Source organism: Gordonia jacobaea (assembly GCF_965344965.1).
Classification (GTDB): Bacteria; Actinomycetota; Actinomycetes; order Mycobacteriales; family Mycobacteriaceae; genus Gordonia; species Gordonia jacobaea.
The window spans coordinates 13,752-28,649 of the sequence record NZ_CBDRLS010000007.1; the positions used below are offsets into that span (position 1 = coordinate 13,752).

The 14,898-nt window shown below is 66.1% G+C and carries 16 protein-coding genes and 3 tRNA genes; 5 read left to right on the top strand and 14 right to left on the bottom strand.

All coding sequences use genetic code 11. The features are described 5' to 3' along the window. Position 1: 1 nt before the first annotated feature. On the bottom strand, positions 2-1,312 hold the full coding sequence (locus ACRVY7_RS20525; protein WP_431818446.1) for a UDP-N-acetylmuramoyl-tripeptide--D-alanyl-D-alanine ligase: 1,311 nt from the start codon (positions 1,310-1,312) through the stop codon (positions 2-4). Between the two features lie 85 nt (positions 1,313-1,397). On the opposite strand from ACRVY7_RS20525, the gene ACRVY7_RS20530 reads away from it, so the two are divergent. After that, complete coding sequence (locus ACRVY7_RS20530; protein WP_431818447.1) at positions 1,398-2,474, top strand: D-alanine--D-alanine ligase family protein; 1,077 nt, start codon at positions 1,398-1,400, stop codon at positions 2,472-2,474. 221 nt (positions 2,475-2,695) lie between these two features. Here the strand turns inward: ACRVY7_RS20530 and ACRVY7_RS20535 are convergent. From ACRVY7_RS20535 to ACRVY7_RS20550, 4 genes are all read right to left on the bottom strand, one after another. Then, positions 2,696-2,786, bottom strand: a tRNA-Ser gene (locus ACRVY7_RS20535). A gap of 83 nt (positions 2,787-2,869) precedes the next feature. Then, on the bottom strand, positions 2,870-3,079 hold the full coding sequence (locus tag ACRVY7_RS20540) for a CsbD family protein (protein ID WP_049700151.1): 210 nt from the start codon (positions 3,077-3,079) through the stop codon (positions 2,870-2,872). 172 nt (positions 3,080-3,251) lie between these two features. Beyond that, on the bottom strand, positions 3,252-3,521 hold the full coding sequence (locus tag ACRVY7_RS20545) for a hypothetical protein (RefSeq protein WP_049700152.1): 270 nt from the start codon (positions 3,519-3,521) through the stop codon (positions 3,252-3,254). Between the two features lie 122 nt (positions 3,522-3,643). Further along, the gene (locus ACRVY7_RS20550) at positions 3,644-4,282 is read right to left on the bottom strand and encodes a TetR/AcrR family transcriptional regulator C-terminal domain-containing protein (protein WP_431818448.1); all 639 of its coding nucleotides are present in this window, start codon (positions 4,280-4,282) and stop codon (positions 3,644-3,646) included. Between the two features lie 70 nt (positions 4,283-4,352). Here ACRVY7_RS20550 and ACRVY7_RS20555 point away from each other — a divergent pair, with 70 nt between their 5' ends. Continuing rightward, positions 4,353-5,300: an NAD-dependent epimerase/dehydratase family protein gene (locus ACRVY7_RS20555; protein WP_431818449.1), complete on the top strand. Its 948-nt coding sequence runs from the start codon at positions 4,353-4,355 to the stop codon at positions 5,298-5,300. Between the two features lie 72 nt (positions 5,301-5,372). Here ACRVY7_RS20555 and ACRVY7_RS20560 read toward each other — a convergent pair whose 3' ends face one another. Both ACRVY7_RS20560 and ACRVY7_RS20565 read right to left on the bottom strand, forming a co-directional pair. Then, entirely contained in the window at positions 5,373-5,834 is a 462-nt protein-coding gene (locus ACRVY7_RS20560; RefSeq protein ID WP_431818450.1) for a nucleoside deaminase, read from the bottom strand. Positions 5,835-5,883: 49 nt separating this feature from the next. After that, positions 5,884-6,426 carry a tRNA adenosine deaminase-associated protein gene (locus ACRVY7_RS20565; RefSeq protein ID WP_005208124.1) on the bottom strand — a complete coding sequence of 181 codons (543 nt, stop codon included), beginning with the start codon at positions 6,424-6,426 and terminating at the stop codon, positions 5,884-5,886. Between the two features lie 115 nt (positions 6,427-6,541). Between ACRVY7_RS20565 and ACRVY7_RS20570 the strand changes: the two genes are divergently transcribed. Further along, positions 6,542-7,546 (top strand): prephenate dehydrogenase, encoded by a 1,005-nt coding sequence (locus ACRVY7_RS20570; protein WP_431818451.1) that lies wholly within the window; start codon positions 6,542-6,544, stop codon positions 7,544-7,546. A gap of 4 nt (positions 7,547-7,550) precedes the next feature. On the opposite strand, the gene ACRVY7_RS20575 is transcribed toward ACRVY7_RS20570, so the two are convergent. The 5 genes from ACRVY7_RS20575 to ACRVY7_RS20595 form a co-directional block, all read right to left on the bottom strand. Beyond that, positions 7,551-8,099 (bottom strand): putative glycolipid-binding domain-containing protein, encoded by a 549-nt coding sequence (locus ACRVY7_RS20575; protein WP_431818563.1) that lies wholly within the window; start codon positions 8,097-8,099, stop codon positions 7,551-7,553. A gap of 151 nt (positions 8,100-8,250) precedes the next feature. Next, entirely contained in the window at positions 8,251-9,000 is a 750-nt protein-coding gene (locus ACRVY7_RS20580; protein WP_431818452.1) for a hypothetical protein, read from the bottom strand. Positions 9,001-9,150: 150 nt separating this feature from the next. Continuing rightward, positions 9,151-9,912: an aquaporin Z gene (aqpZ, locus tag ACRVY7_RS20585; RefSeq protein ID WP_290723181.1), complete on the bottom strand. Its 762-nt coding sequence runs from the start codon at positions 9,910-9,912 to the stop codon at positions 9,151-9,153. Positions 9,913-10,123: 211 nt separating this feature from the next. Further along, a tRNA-Arg gene (locus ACRVY7_RS20590) sits at positions 10,124-10,199 on the bottom strand. A gap of 40 nt (positions 10,200-10,239) precedes the next feature. Further along, positions 10,240-10,331 (bottom strand) — tRNA-Ser (locus ACRVY7_RS20595). A 189-nt stretch (positions 10,332-10,520) separates the two neighbouring features. Here ACRVY7_RS20595 and hisC point away from each other — a divergent pair. After that, positions 10,521-11,594, top strand: coding sequence for a histidinol-phosphate transaminase (gene hisC / locus ACRVY7_RS20600; protein ID WP_431818453.1), 1,074 nt, complete (start codon positions 10,521-10,523; stop codon positions 11,592-11,594). Between the two features lie 257 nt (positions 11,595-11,851). Here the strand turns inward: hisC and ACRVY7_RS20605 are convergent, their stop codons facing one another. Next, the gene (locus ACRVY7_RS20605) at positions 11,852-12,898 is read right to left on the bottom strand and encodes an alpha/beta hydrolase (protein ID WP_431818454.1); all 1,047 of its coding nucleotides are present in this window, start codon (positions 12,896-12,898) and stop codon (positions 11,852-11,854) included. Positions 12,899-13,121: 223 nt separating this feature from the next. Here ACRVY7_RS20605 and ACRVY7_RS20610 point away from each other — a divergent pair, with 223 nt between their 5' ends. Continuing rightward, the gene (locus ACRVY7_RS20610; protein WP_431818455.1) at positions 13,122-13,634 is read left to right on the top strand and encodes an acyl-CoA thioesterase; all 513 of its coding nucleotides are present in this window, start codon (positions 13,122-13,124) and stop codon (positions 13,632-13,634) included. Positions 13,635-13,645: 11 nt separating this feature from the next. On the opposite strand, the gene ACRVY7_RS20615 is transcribed toward ACRVY7_RS20610, so the two are convergent. Continuing rightward, positions 13,646-14,887, bottom strand: a complete 1,242-nt coding sequence (locus ACRVY7_RS20615) for a hypothetical protein (protein WP_049700159.1) — start codon at positions 14,885-14,887, stop codon at positions 13,646-13,648. Positions 14,888-14,898: the final 11 nt, after the last annotated feature.

The following is a 14,898-nucleotide window of genomic DNA, read 5'->3' on the forward strand; positions in this document are numbered from 1 at the left end:
GTCAGCCCAGTTTCTCGGCAACCCGCTCGAGCGCGGCGACGCGGCTGCCCTTGACCAGCACCGCGTCGCCGTTGCCGAGTCCAGCGAGTGCCGCGACGGCGGCGTCGATGTCGGCGACATGGGTGGCTGTCGAGCCGTAGAAGGGCTCGTCGACGGCGATCACCGCGATGCCGAGCGACTCTGCCTGCAGCGCGATCGCCTCGTGCTCGGCAGCTGAGTCGTGTCCGAGTTCTGCCATCGTTCCCAGCACGGCGAAGCGTCGTCGAGCATCAAGGGCCGCCAGGGAGCGCAGCGCGGCCGACATCGACGTCGGGTTGGCGTTGTAGGCGTCGTTGAGCACGACGACGCCGTCTGCCGTGGTGGAGAGTTCCATGCGCAGGCCCGACAGCGCGGCCCCGAGGAACCCGGCGGGCATCGACTCGACGGGTACGCCGAGTCCGCCCGCAGCCGCCGCTGCGGCGAGGGCGTTGGACACCTGATGCTCGCCGCGCGCCGCGAGTGACACCTGCGTGCTGCCCCATGGCGTGTGCAGGCGGAACGACGCTCGGAGCTGATCGTCGACGACGACGTCGGTGGCCACGACGTCTGCCGAGGGAGTGAGTCCGTAGGTCAGCACCTGGGCGGACGTGCGGGATGCCATCGCCGCGACGCGCTCGTGGTCGGCGTTGAGCACGGCGATGCCGTCGGCCGGAAGTGCTTCGACCAGTTCGCCTTTCGCACGTGCGACGGCCTCGATGCTGCCGAAGAGTTCGAGATGCACACCCTCGACCCGGGTGATGATGCCGACGGTCGGGTGCGCGATCGAGCACAGCAGCTCGATGTGCCCGACCCCACGCGCACCCATCTCGACGACCGCAGCCTCGGTGTCGTCTGGGGCGTTGAAGAGCGTGAGCGGGAGGCCGAGTTCGTTGTTGAACGACTTCTCGCTCGCGGCTGTGCGGAACGTGGTGGAGAGCAGTCCGGCCAGCAGATCCTTGGTCGACGTCTTGCCCACCGACCCCGTGATCCCGACCACTCGCGCGGGAAGTCGACGGCGCGCTGCGCGGCCGAGGTCGGCAAGTGCGAGCGCGGTGTCGTCGACGGTGATGGCCGGAGCGTCGACGCCATCGACAGGACCGGTCGCGGTGAGGTAGGCGCCCGCGCCCGCCGACACCGCACCCTTGATGAAGTCGTGTCCGTCGCGAGCAGCGACGATCGGGACAAACAGTTGCCCGGACCGCACCGCGCGCGAGTCGATCGTCGCGCCGTCGACCGTCACGTCGTTTCCGACGAGTTGACCGCCAACCGCGTCCGCCAGCTCAGTTGCCTGCATGTGCACGCCTCAACGCTAGAGGAACGCGCGAAACACCCCGCACGCCGGGGAGAGCGCGGCGGAGCGTCGACGTATCGTGTGACCCATGCCGACTCCCCTGCTTCGCCTGGTTGTTCTCTACGGCGGTGTCTCCGCCGAGCACGATGTGTCCCGCGTGACCGCGGCGCACGTGCTGGCAGCAGCCGACCCGGCCAAGTACAGCGTCGTCCCGATCGGTATCGCGAAGAACGGCACCTGGGTACGCAACGACAAGGTGATCGCCTCGCTGGCCGACAACACACCGCTGCCCGATGCACTCGACATCGCGGGCACCGTCATCGACCCGCTACGCGAACTACAGGCCGACGCCGAGGGCGCGATCACCGTCGTGCTGCCGCTACTGCACGGGCCGCACGGCGAGGACGGCACCATCCAGGGGATGCTCGAGCTGTTCAAGCTCCCCTACGTCGGTGCCGGTGTGCTCAGCTCGGCGGCGTGCATGGACAAGGGCATGGCCAAGGTCGTTGCCGCGCAGGCGGGAATCCCGCAGTGCCGGTGGATCGAATACCGCGACGGCGTCGACGACCCGCGCACCGTGGCGTTCCGCGCCATCGAGGAGCTGGGCCTTCCGCTGTTCGTCAAGCCGGCCAACCTCGGATCGTCGGTGGGAATCACCAAGGCGCACAACGCAACAGAACTCGACGACGCGATCAACCTGGCGCTGCGCTACGACGACGTCGTGGTGATCGAGGAGTTCGTGTCCGGGCGTGAGGTCGAGGTTGCTGTGCTCGGCAACGAGAGCCCCGAGACGTCGGTGCCGGGCGAGATCATCTCCGGCAGCGAGTTCTACGACTACGAGGACAAATACATCACCGGCGCGGCCAAGCTGGTGATCCCGGCGCCGCTGAGCGATGAGGCGGTGCGCGAGGTCCGCGAGCTCGCAGCGAAAACGTTCCTCGCCATGCGGTGCGCGGGCATGGCGCGTGTCGACTTCTTCTACGAGGAGGACGGTCGCGGCTGGCTGCTCAACGAGGTGAACACGATTCCCGGATTCACCCCGGGCTCGATGTACCCGAAGCTGTGGCAGGCCACCGGGATCGCCTACCCCGACCTCATCGACCGCCTCGTCACGCTCGCGCTGGAAGCGCACCGTCGGCGCGCGGGGTTCTCGACGGAGCACTGACGCCGCCGTCCCCGCCTGCCATGGGCGTGGGGACCTGCTCTATCCGAAGACGTTCCAGACCTCTCCCGTTTTCAGTCATTTTCAGGGGCGCCCGGCGGCAAAAGCCCAGGTCGGCTCGCCGAGACCGTTCAGAAATGACTGAAAACGGGAGAGCCGAGGCGGCGCCGCTCGGTCCCAGACAGCGAAATACCCCCTCACCCGCGTAGGTGAGGGGGTATTTCTGGCGGTGGCGGAGGGATTTGAACCCTCGGTACGGGGTTACCGCACACAGCATTTCGAGTGCTGCACCTTCGGCCGCTCGGACACGCCACCGCGGAAGACTGTACCGCAGCTGGCGTCTGACACTAAATCAGCAGGTCAGCGAGGTGCATGGCGCGCTCGCCACGCCAAACGGCTCAGTGGCCGGTGAGCTTGTTCTTCAGGCCGTCGACGCCTTCTTTGACCTTGTCGGCAACCTCAGACACCTTCTGCTTGCCTTCGGCTACAGCCTGGTCGCCCTTGCCCTCGTTCTTGAGGTCGTCGTTGTTTGTCAGGCTTCCGACAGCTTCCTTGCCCCGACCCTTGAGCTCTTCTGCCTTGTTCTGTGCATCATCAGTGGTTGCCATAGAACTCTCCTTCGCGTGTGCGAACCAGAGCGCGGTTTTCGCGTCTCCTGAAACCCACCGTACACACCGTCGAAGTACGCCTGTTAGATCGAAATCTGTCCGCGTCGAAGCCTGGGCGAATCACCTTCGCACACACCTGGACTCCGATGACGCGCTCGATCGAGGGCAGGTCTCACTTACCGAGGAGCTTGTCCTTGATCTCGCCGAACTTCTCTTTCGCCGTGCCCACAGCGCCCTGAACCTTCTCGTTCTCGGTGAACTCGGTCAACTTCTCTTTCGCCGTGCCCACCGCATCCTGAACCTTCTCGTTCTCGGTGAACTCGGTCAACTTCTCCTTCGCTGTGCCCACCGCATCCTGAACCTTCTCGTTCTCCGTGAACTCGGTGATCTTGCCCTTGACCGACTCCACGGCCTCGTTGATCTTGTCGCTTGATTCACTCATGATGTCGACTCCTCGCCATGCAGAGCCCGATGCTCCACGCTCGGTTACCAACCTGCCACACCGCGGCGACTGTGTCTTTCGGTGAGAACCCTGGTTTGTGCACGTCTCGACACCCCCAGCGATCAGGTGATAGCCCGCCGCAGCGCGTCGACGATGGCATCGAGATTGCGCTCGAATCGCTGCTCACGATCGCCAAAGAGAACTCGACCGGCTTCCACGACCAGCGGGACGTCGTCCCCGAGCATCTCGGTCCGATCCGACAGTGAATAGCGTGGCTCCCCCGACTGAGCGCGCTCCTGCTCTTCGATGACGAATCCGACGACAAAAGCTGTCACGAATTCGACTGCGCTCACAGCCGTTTCCAGATCGACGCCCGACGCGACGAGTTGCTCGAGCCACGGTTCCTGCGCGCGCAGCACCTCCGGGTCGGTCAATCGCGTTCCGCTGAACGTGCGCGCTCCGTCGCGATGCGCGAGGTACTCGCGACGAAGTACGCGCGCGTAGGTCGCAACCGATTCGGGCCAGACCCCCATCGGTTGCGCACGGAGTTCGGCGATCACCCGACGTTGAATCTCGGTGCCCATCTCGTCGAGCAGCGCCTGCTTGTTCTCGACGTGCCAGTAAAGCGCGGGCGCCTTGACTCCGAGTCGGGTCGCCACGGCGCGGACCGTGACGGCGTCGATGCCCTTCTCGTCGAGGAGGTCCAACGCCGCTTGCACGATGTCGGCGCGGTTCAGCCCCTTGGGTCGTCCTGTTGGCACGGTTGACAGCTTAACAAAGTTAAGGGAGTCTGGATGCAGTCCTGATTTAACTAAGTTAAGGAGACTCGTCATGAAGGCAGCAATCATCACCGAAGCCGGACAGACCCCGGTGCCCGGAACATTCGACGAACCGCAGGTCGTCGCGGGAACCGAGCTCTTCGGCCTCGTGGGCGCAGGCCTGCACCAGATCGTCAGGTCATTGTCGGCGGGCCGCCACTACGGAAGTTCCGGCATATATCCCCAGGTACCCGGCATCGACGCCGTGGTGCGCGCAGCGGACGGGTCTCTGCGCTACACCGGTCGCATCGCACCTCCATGGGGCACGATGGCCGAGCGCATGGCGGCACAGGGCGGATTTCCTGTTCCCGACGACGCCGACCCGCTCGCAGTGGCCGCAGGGGTCAATCCTGCGGGCTCCGGATGGCTTCCGCTGCACGCCCACCGCGACGCGCGCGGCAGCTTGGGGACCGTGCTGATCCTGGGCGCGACGGGGATGTCGGGTCGCCTGGCGGTTCAGAGCGCTCGGGCCCTGGGCGCCGAGCGCATCATCGCCGCCGGCCGGAACCAGGCGGTGCTGCACAGCCTGCGCGCGCCCGACGTCGACGTCGTCGAACTCGATGTCGACGATCCGGCAGGCGCGCTATCTGAGGCCGTCGCCGCGTCGACGCCCGACCTCGTCCTCGACTACGTCTGGGGCCCGATCGCCGAGGCCACATTCATGGCACTCGGACGGCAGGGATTGCACGAAGACGACGCTCACATCTCGTACGTACAGATCGGGTCGCTCGCCGGGGCGCACGCCGCCGTACCGTCGACGCTCCTGCGATCGCGGAACATCACAATCTCGGGCAGCGGGGCCGGCTCGGTGTCGGCCGAGCAGCAGATGCGCTCGATACCCGCGGTCATCGATGCGATCGCGTCCGGCGCCCTGCAGGTGCCCTACGCAGCGTTCGGGATCGACGACGTCGAGAAGGCGTGGAGCTACGACGGATCGGAGCGCGCCGTCGTCACGCCGTGACGGGGCGGCCGGGGGCGCACAGTCGGCGGTCTCGAGCGCCCAGTCGGCGGTCTCGAGCGCACAGTCGACGGCTCAGCCCTCGCGGCGCGTGTCGAAGAAGCCGACCATCAGCTCTCGACACTCCGCCTCCCGCACCCCGCCGCGGACCTGCGGGCGGTGGGCGAGGCGAGGGTCGCGGACGACGTCCCACAGCGATCCGACGGCGCCGGTCTTGGGTTCCCACGCCCCGAAGACCAATGCGTCGACGCGTGAGAGCGTGATCGCTCCGGCGCACATGGTGCACGGCTCGACGGTGACCGCGATGGTGCATCCGGGCAGACGCCATCCGTCACCGAAGGCGTGCGCGGCGGCACGCAGCGCGAGGATCTCGGCGTGGGCGGTCGGGTCGGCGTCGAGTTCACGACGATTTCCGGCACGCGCGAGTTCGACGCCCGCCGGGTCGAAGACCACGGCTCCGATGGGGACGTCGTCGGGTCCGGAGGAGTCGACAGCAGCAGCCAGCGCCTCGCCGATCATCTGATCCCACAGACTCATCTGATCCCGAACGCGCGACGCGTCACGCCCGCCGTTCACCTGCGAGCCTTCAGTGTCCGAGCGAGTCGAGCACCTTCGACAGTTCGTCGGCGAATCCGAGTCGCGCGGCGATCATGCCGATCTGCTCGTCGGCGTAGAGGTCGGTATCGCCGACGATCACGCCCATCACCGCGTCGGGAAGTCCGAGGTCGGAGAGCACGCCGAGGTCGCCTTCCTCCCACGGATCGATGTCGTCGAGCTCGTCGTCGTCGAGATCGGGGACGTCGACGTTGATGGCGTCGAGGACGTCGGCGGCGATGTCGTAGTCGATCGCGGCGGTCGCGTCGGAGATCAGCAGTCGTGCACCGCCGGGGGCCGGGCGGACGACGATGAAGAATTCGTCATCGATGTCGAGGAGCCCGAACACGGCACCCGCTGCCCGCAGCTCACGCAGTTGCGTCTCGGCGGCGGATAGGTCGGTCAGGGCAGACTCGTCGAGCGCCTTGACCTTCCAAGCGGCATCCTCGCGGACCACGGCTACCGCGAAACCCTCGATATCGTCGATCGCTTGCTGCTTGTTGGAGTCCGAAACCCCAGCGCCGGCACCTGCCATGACGCTCACGGTAGTCGAGAATCGACGCCCGCCCCAATCCCCTTCCGACTCAGGTCGCCTACACTCCGTCGCCACGCGCTCCGAGACCCGAGACCGATGTGCGAATCTGGACCTCGTGACCGAAGACAAGCAGGGCAGCCAACCGCAGACCGCGCAGGAATCACAGACGACGGCGACGACTCGACGACCGGTCTGCATCCTCGGCCTCGGGCTGATCGGCGGGTCGTTCATGCAGGCCCTGGCGGCGGCCGGTCGTGACGTGTTCGGCTACAACCGCTCCGAGGCAACCGTCGACGCGGCGTCGAATTCTGGATACGACGCCTCGTCGGATCTGGTTGCGACGCTGCAACGCGCGGCAGCCGACGACGCGATCATCGTGCTGGCCACCCCGGTCACGACGATCGAGCCGCTGCTGAGCGCAATCGCCGAAACGGCGCCACGATGCCTGCTCACCGACGTCATCAGCGTCAAACAGGCTGTGGCGGAGAAGGTTTCGAGGATTCATCCGCACGCGCGGTACGTCGGCGGGCACCCCATGGCCGGGACGAGTCGGTCCGGATGGGACGCATGCGATCCGACGCTGTTCACCGATGCGATGTGGATGGTCACCACGTCCGACGACACGGACGCCGACGATTGGACCGCGGTGGCAGAGCTCGCGTTGGAGGTGTCAGCGGTTGTCGTCCCTGCGGCGCCGGACGCACACGACCGGGCCGTCGCGGCGATCTCGCATGTTCCGCACCTGCTTGCCGCAGACACTGCCGCCGTCGGTGCGGGCGAGAGCAACCTTGCGCTACGCCTGGCCGCAGGCAGTTTTCGAGACGGGACGCGCGTTGCCGCGACGGAACCCACGCTGCAGCGCGCGATGATCGAGGCCAACGACATCGCCGTACTCAACGCACTCAGCGAGGCGATCGACCGTCTCGTCCAGGCACGCGACGAACTGCGCGACTCCGGCAGCGTTGCCGCTCTGATCGACGACGGACATCGCGCGCGCATGGCCTACGAGGAGATGGCGGCGCGGGGTCGGGAGCCGATTGTCGGGGTCAGCGTCGGCGCGCCCGGCTGGGCGTCGGACATGCGCAAACAGGCCCACGCGGGTCGGGTTTGGCTGGGGTGACCGCTCAGACGCGCTCGGCCAATCCCGAGTAGTTCACGACGAAGCCGTTGTCGTCGACGGTGATCTTGGCTGTCGCGATCGGCGAGACGACGTCGATGCCGTCGGGACCCGAGGTGTAGTGCATCTGCGCCGGCTTGACCTCGCCGGTCGGCAGGTAGACGTACGCCACCGGGATCTCGACGTCGGTCGGTGCCGTGGTCAGGCCGAATCGACGGATGGGCAGCGCGTTGAACATCGGCGACATGGCCAGGTCGACGTCCTGCGCGCCGTCGAAGTCACTGCGGATGGTGTCTCCGTTGGTACGCACGAGCCAGAGGTTCTCGTCGTCGTGGGAGAGTCCGAGTTGGCTCTCGCCGCTCTCCCGGAGGAGGTGGATGGAGAGTCGCTTCGTCACGCCCGCGTCGTTGGTGATCAGCTCGTACGAGGCGGAAAACGCCTCGGAGTCGGCGGTAGCCGCCGAGATGATCCGACCGTATGCCTTGATGCGCAGCCCGGACACGTGCAGGCGTACCTGCTCGAGTCTGTCGACTCCGACACCACGCCAGGTGATCATCGTCTTGTACTCCCGAACCGGAGCGGTGTCGACCGATCCGCCGCTCGCTGCGGTGTCGTGATCAGGGGCTGGGGTTGTACTCACGCGTCTACGGTAGCGAGCGAGCGGCCGCTACACACATCGGATGCCGGTCTCCATCACTTCGTTACGGTCACGCGCGGCACGAAGCGGTCCGCCGGGCAGACCCTGCGTCGACCCGATCAATCGAGACGCTCTGGCCGTCGACCTTGATCTCACACGACGCCGAGCTGTTCTGTCCGGCGAGGACCAGCAGTCGTAGCGGCGCCGATCCCGCGGTGAACTCGAGGTGCCACGTGGGCGGTGGAGTGAACTCGCTGCGCAGGCCGACGTCGTCGACGTAGAGGATGGTCCCGCTGCCCTCGATGGTCGCGTCGTAGGTGACGGATCGGCCCGCGGTGTCGCTGTCGCGCGGTGCAGGCGTCGCCCCGGGCGGGAGCATCGGGTTGCCCGGCTGCTGTTGCTGGGTCGGGACGTCGGGAACGGTGGGATCGACGATCGTCAGGGTTGCAGGCGCGTCCTGCGACTGCGCGCCGGATTGCCGTATCAGCGAGAATCCGTAGAACACCAAACCGAGAACGACGGCCGCGACCAGCGCGAACACCACACCGGTGCCGAACTTTCCCGGCGACTTCGGCTGACGCCGCTCGTCGTCGAATTCCGTTGGGTCGGGTTCTGTTTCGTCGGGTGGTGGTCCACCGTGTGGGGGTGTCGCGCCTCCGGGCGCGGAGGTCTGGGGTCCGGCGGCAGTCTGCGAGGGCTGCTGGCCGGGCACGAACCGCGGCGTGCCGTCGGGGGCGAATCCGAGCGGCGGGTAGAGGCCAGGCATCAGCGGCGCGCGATAGAGGTCCTCGGGCCGCGGCCCCGCCTCCTGCTGTCCCATGCTGACGCTCCCGTCTCCATTGCCGACATACCTGACGCCGCCATCCCTGATCCCGACGATACGGACCGCCACGACGACGCGACGGCCGGCCACGGGCATCGCGCCCGGGGCCGGCCGTCGTGTGTGTTCGGTTAAGTCGTGTGTGTTCGGTTAAACGGTGTTCTGCACGGGCGCGAACTTGAAACGCCCATCCTCGAACAGCAGCGGGTAGAGCAAGCCGCCGATGATGCCGCCGACGAGCGGGGCAACCCAGAACACCCACAACTGTCCCGGTGCGCCGTTGCCGTTGAAGAAGGCGACGCCCGTCGAGCGTGCGGGGTTGACCGACGTGTTGGAGATCGGAATCGAGATGAGGTGGATGAGGGTCAGCGCCAAGCCGATTGCCAAGGCGCCCATACCCTTTGGTGCGCGGACGTCCGTCGCGCCGAGCACGACGATTAGGAAGAACGCTGTCAGCAGGATCTCGGCCACGATGACCGCGGCAAGCGTGTAGTTGCCGGGGCTGTGCTCGGCGTAGCCATTGGCAGCCATATTTCCCTCACGTGACCACCCCGGTTTGCCCGAGGCGATACCCCAGAGCGCGAGGCCCGCGAGCAAACCGCCGACGATCTGCGCGACCCAGTAGCCCGGCAGGTCGCGCCACGGGGTGCGTCCGCCGACGCATGCACCGAGCGTGATGGCGGGGTTGAAATGCCCTCCGGAGATGTGACCGAGGGCGTACGCCATTGTGACCACGGTGAGACCGAAGGCGAGGGCGACGCCGAGGTAGCCGACACCCACCTGGATTCGGGTGCCGGTGTCGTCACCGACAGCCACCTCTTTCGCGGCAAAGATCGCGGTACCGCAACCGCCGAAGACCAGCCAGAACGTGCCGAACAACTCGGCAGTGATTTTTGCAATGGGCGAAGGCATAGAGTTCCTCTCGTCGTACGACTCGGGACCGGAATGTCACATCAAGCACTTCCGCCACTTCAGTAAATCACCGATGATTGCAGATTCTCAGCGTCCGATTCACAACAGTGACCTCGGCGAGACCGTGTGCAGACCTGCGCACCGGTCGATGTCGCGCGCGATCCGTCGACGACAAACTCCCCGCCACCGGGTATCGGTGACGGGGAGTGTGTGGTGCGCCCGTAGGGATTCGAACCCCAAACCTTCTGATCCGTAGTCAGATGCTCTATCCGTTGAGCTACGGGCGCGTAGCGTTATTCAGTTCTCCGCGGTCGAGGCTGACTGCGGTGGCGGAGGCGAGAGGATTTGAACCTCCGGTCCCGTTTTAGCGAGACAACTCATTAGCAGTGAGTCCCATTCGGCCGCTCTGGCACGCCTCCTTGGCGGAGTCCTTTCGAACTGCCGAGTGGAAAGATTACACACGGTCATCAGTCCGAAGCAAACCGCGAGCTACGAGGCGTGACGACCTGCGCGGACAGGCCCTCGCAAAGGCGTCGTGAAGAACGGGCAGACGGCGTCTCGCATGAGCCGGTTTCGGCATGCGAACGCTCGCGTCCTACATTTGACGTGTGAGTTTCCGCCTTCGCCTTCACCTCGAAGAACTGCCCGTCTACGTGCCTGGTGCCACTTTTCCCGGCGCGATCAAACTCGCGAGCAACGAGGTGACGTTCGGGCCGCTGCCCAGCGTCGAGCAGGCCATCACCGACTCGCTGCAGACCATCAACCGCTACCCCGACAACGGCATGGTGGAGTTGACGGCCTCGCTCGCCAAGCGTCTGGGCGTGACCGAGGACGAGATCCAGGTCGGCTGCGGCTCGGTCAGCCTGTGCCAGAACCTCGTGACCATCACATGCGAGCCGGGCGACGAGGTCTTGTTCGGCTGGCGGTCGTTCGAGACCTATCCGCTTGCGACGCGTCTCGTCGGAGCGGTGCCGGTGCAGATCCCACTGACCGACGAGCTCAGCTACGACCTCCCCGCGATGGCCGACGCGATCACCGACCGCACACGGCTGATCTTCGTCTGCAACCCGAACAACCCGACGGGCACCATCGTCGACGCCGACAGCCTGCGGACCTTCCTGGCCAAGGTGCCCAGCGACGTCGTCGTCGCTCTCGATGAGGCGTACTTCGAGTACATGCGACCGTCGCAGACGCAGGCATACGACGCTATCGAACTGCACCGCGAGTATCCCAATCTGGTTGTGCTGCGGACATTCTCGAAGGCGTACGGACTCGCGGGGCTGCGCGTCGGATATGCGATCGCACATCCCGAGGTGATCACCGCGCTCGGCAAGGCTCACGTACCGTTCTCCGTGAACTCGGTGGCTCAGGCCGCGGCCATCGCAAGCCTCGACGCCGACGACGAGCTTCTCGCGCGCACCGAGGCGATCGTCGAGGAGCGCACCAGAGTCGCAGAGCAATTGCGCGACATGGGATATCGCGTCCCGGCGACGCAGGCGAACTTCGTCTGGATCGAACTCGGCGACGCGACAACCGATTTCGCCGCCGCCGCGCGTGACGCCGGCGTGATCATCCGACCCTTCGCCGACGACGGCGTGCGCGTGACCGTCACCGAGGCCGAGGAGAACGACGCCTTCCTGACCTTCGCCACCAGCTGGGCCGAGGACCACTCGGCGGGCTAAGGCGCACAGTCGACGGGATAAGACGCACAGTCGACAGTCTCGAGCGCCCAGTCGACGGTCCCGAGCGCACGGTCGACACTCTCGAGCGCCCAGTCGACGGTCCCGAGCGCACAGTCGACGGGATAAGGCGCACAGTCGACAGTCTCGAGCGCCCAGTCGACGGTCTGGAGCGCACAGTCGACCGTGCGGTCACCGTCGACTGGGCGCCTAATACAGGCGAGTGGGCGCCTAAAACGGCCGAGTGGGCGCCGCGCGGCTCAGTACAGGCCGCGCGAGACGGTGCGCCAGGCGGCGGGGAGGTCTTGCTCCCAGTAGGCCCAGGTGTGCGTGCCGATCAGGCGGAAGCCGTCGGTGTAGCGCACGTTGTTGGCGCGCATCGTCGCGGCGAACTCGAGCGAGCAGCGGTAGGCCCCCAGCTCGAGCGCCGACGACGACGCCGTCACGGCCTCGGGTGGGCCCTCGTCGGGTTCGATTCGACGCTGCAGGTCGAGCGGGCCGATAGCGCCTGATCCGGCGGCCAAGAAGATGTCCTTGCCGCGCAGTGCGTCGAGGTGCTTGGCCGGATCGTGAGCATCCCAGCCCTCGGAGCCGAACGGCCCCCACATGTTCGTCGCGTCGCCGCCGTCGCGTCCGACCGTCGTGCGTACGTATGCCTCATTGGCAGCGCCGGAGACCGGCGGACAGCCCGACAGCGAGGCGAGTCCGCTGTAGGTCGACGGATGACGGATGGTGAGCGCGAATGCCGCCTGGCCGCCCATCGACAGGCCGATGATCGCGTTGCGCCCATTGCCGTCGAATTTCTTATCGACAAGCGGAGGGAGCTCCTTTGCCAGGAAGGTCTCCCACATGGGTTGTCCCACTTTGGGATCGCGCTTTTGCCAGTCGGTGTAGAAGCTGCCCTTACCGCCGGTCGGCAGCACCACGTTGACATTTTTGCCCGCGAAGAAGCGGCCCGCGTGGCCCTTGGTGATCCAGTCGCTCACGTCGCCCTCGGCCCCGGCGCCGTCGAGCATGTACACGGTTGGTCGCGGACCCGACGCATTTGCGGGGGTCAGCACCGACAGCTTGATCTTCGTCTTCATCGACGGCGACGTGACCCAGACGTCGGTCCTGAGCGGTCCCAGCTTCTCAACCTTCGCGATCTTCGCAACGGGCACGGGTGCTGCGTCCGCCACGGCGGGAACGCCGGTGAGTAGCGCGGAGAATCCGACAAGCGCGGTCGCGAACACGGCAGATCGTCGAATCACCGACCCACTACCTCCCGTGCGCCGACGCGCAGCCGTGATCCTCCAACGCCCACCCATGCAAGTGTCTCCTCGAACTCTTCGGAGCGCACCGACCATCCAGAGTCGGGCACTCGCGATCGTGCGCATCTCATCGTCATGCGCACATCTTGAAATGTCAGGACGGCCCGCATCAGTGGGTTCCCCTCCCACTGCGGCCAGCGTCGTCCACAGGGTACGTGTCGTTCCTGGCAACCAACATCCCCGAACCGTCTTCGCGCAACGTCGACATAAGGTTGTTATTGTGACGACACCAAAGGATCTGGATAGTTCGACGAAGTCTGCAGGTGAGCGCGGTCTGGGTGTCGGAGATTTCGCATTCGTCGCCGAGGTACCCGTGCGGTGGTCGGACATGGATGCCTTTGGTCACATCAACCACGCGCGGATGGTCACCCTCATGGAGGAGGCCCGCATCCAATGGTTGGTCATGGCAACCACTCTGGCTGCCGAAGCCGACACACCGACCGGGTCTCAGGCGGAACTGATCAAGAGCGCGATGATCGTCCACGTCGAGATCAGATATCAGAGCCAACTACGGCACGACGATTCGCCGTTGCGGATTGGCATGTGGATCAAGGGTTTTCGATCGGTCGACTTCACCATCGGCTATGAGATCCGCGGCGCGCACGCCGAGGACGATTCCAAACCCGCGTGTGTCGCGAGCACTCAGATGGCCGTCGTCGATGTTGAGGCACACTCGCTTCGACGACTCACCGGCGTCGAAAAAGATCACCTGCGGTCCTGGTCACGCGCCTGAAGCGACGCGGGTCAGGACGGCTCGTAGCGGGCGGGTAGCTCCCGCGGCACGGCAGGCGAAATGCGTGCGATGTTGCCCTCGAGGACGTCGCGGTAGATACGCAACTGCTCCTCGCCGCTGCGCACCTGCTCGGTCAGACGCTTGGCGTTGTCGACGGAGATCTCCCGGTCGCCCGACCTGGCGATGAGCGCGTCGATCCGGTCGTCGATGGTTGCGGCCCTGTTGTATTCGGACAGGATCTGCAGTTCGACGGCGGCCGACTCGACGACGTACGCGACGTCGCCGAGCGCCTGCACACGGTCGATGAGCTCGGTCCAGACCGGCCGCAATACCGTTTCACGACGATCGATCTGGGCGGCGAACGAGGCGTCGAATCCGCCGTTTCGCTTGGCGCGGTCGAGGTCGATCCGCACCGAGCGCAGCGCGATGACGTCGGCGACGATCTCGGCGAGTTCGGCGTGCAGATTGACCTGCGTGCGCTGCACGGCGAAGTGGTCGGACCGCCACGCCGGATTGCGCATGATGCGGTCGTAGTAGTGGGCGGCGAGGAACATCAGCGTCTCGTAGCCGTCGACGAAGTTCGCCACCCCGGAAAGCGGTGAGGCCGGGTTTCTCGGCGACGCGGGAGTTCCGTCGACGGCGGCGACGCGGTTGGCCCACTCCCCCGCCTGCGGATATCCCGAACGTGCGGCGACCTGTCCGACGACGCCCGCGATCCGTTCGACAGCCGCCGTTCCCGCACGACGCATCGGGTTCGACGTGTTCACGTTCGGGGTCGGTGTGCAGAGCAGTCCGGCGAACAGACGCTCCCGCTCCTCGATCTCGAGGTACACGTTCTCCCGACGTTCCCGACGGATGGCGCGCGTACTACCTGCGAAAACACCCTTCGCGGTCACGATCAGCTTGCGCGAGTCATCGCGCCGACGCAGCAGCCCGTTGAGACGCCCGCGCATCAGCGTCACGACCATTCCGGGCACCATCGGGGCGTCGAGTTGGCTTTCGAGCTGGACGATCGCCCGCTGGAGTCGACGCAGCTCGCCGAAACCCGTGGGCAGCGTCGGCACAGGCAGTCCGGAAGAAATCCGGCGGACCAGGATCGCCCGGCCTGCAGGGGTGAGATACCCCGACGCCACAAGGAGTGCGGCGGCATCGGAGAGCTCGGGGCGTTCACCGGCGACGGCCGATCGCTCACACCAGCTGCGGATCTGAGCACTGCTGTCGCCACCCCGCTGGGCCGCGCTCTTGTCGATCATCGTCGTAACGC

What these genes read in the sequence shown, in the direction of transcription:
- ACRVY7_RS20560 (WP_431818450.1), bottom strand. Translation starts at nt 5,834, where the DNA reads ATGAGTCTGTGGGATCAGATGATCGGCGAGGCGCTGGCTGCTGCTGTC.
- ACRVY7_RS20530 (WP_431818447.1), top strand. Translation starts at nt 1,398, where the DNA reads ATGCCGACTCCCCTGCTTCGCCTGGTTGTTCTCTACGGCGGTGTCTCC.
- ACRVY7_RS20540 (WP_049700151.1), bottom strand. Translation starts at nt 3,079, where the DNA reads ATGGCAACCACTGATGATGCACAGAACAAGGCAGAAGAGCTCAAGGGT.
- ACRVY7_RS20575 (WP_431818563.1), bottom strand. Translation starts at nt 8,099, where the DNA reads ATGATCACCTGGCGTGGTGTCGGAGTCGACAGACTCGAGCAGGTACGC.
- ACRVY7_RS20545 (WP_049700152.1), bottom strand. Translation starts at nt 3,521, where the DNA reads ATGAGTGAATCAAGCGACAAGATCAACGAGGCCGTGGAGTCGGTCAAG.
- ACRVY7_RS20580 (WP_431818452.1), bottom strand. Translation starts at nt 9,000, where the DNA reads ATGGGACAGCAGGAGGCGGGGCCGCGGCCCGAGGACCTCTATCGCGCG.
- ACRVY7_RS20565 (WP_005208124.1), bottom strand. Translation starts at nt 6,426, where the DNA reads ATGGCAGGTGCCGGCGCTGGGGTTTCGGACTCCAACAAGCAGCAAGCG.
- ACRVY7_RS20525 (WP_431818446.1), bottom strand. Translation starts at nt 1,312, where the DNA reads ATGCAGGCAACTGAGCTGGCGGACGCGGTTGGCGGTCAACTCGTCGGA.
- ACRVY7_RS20555 (WP_431818449.1), top strand. Translation starts at nt 4,353, where the DNA reads ATGAAGGCAGCAATCATCACCGAAGCCGGACAGACCCCGGTGCCCGGA.
- ACRVY7_RS20605 (WP_431818454.1), bottom strand. Translation starts at nt 12,898, where the DNA reads ATGGGTGGGCGTTGGAGGATCACGGCTGCGCGTCGGCGCACGGGAGGT.
- aqpZ (WP_290723181.1), bottom strand. Translation starts at nt 9,912, where the DNA reads ATGCCTTCGCCCATTGCAAAAATCACTGCCGAGTTGTTCGGCACGTTC.
- ACRVY7_RS20615 (WP_049700159.1), bottom strand. Translation starts at nt 14,887, where the DNA reads ATGATCGACAAGAGCGCGGCCCAGCGGGGTGGCGACAGCAGTGCTCAG.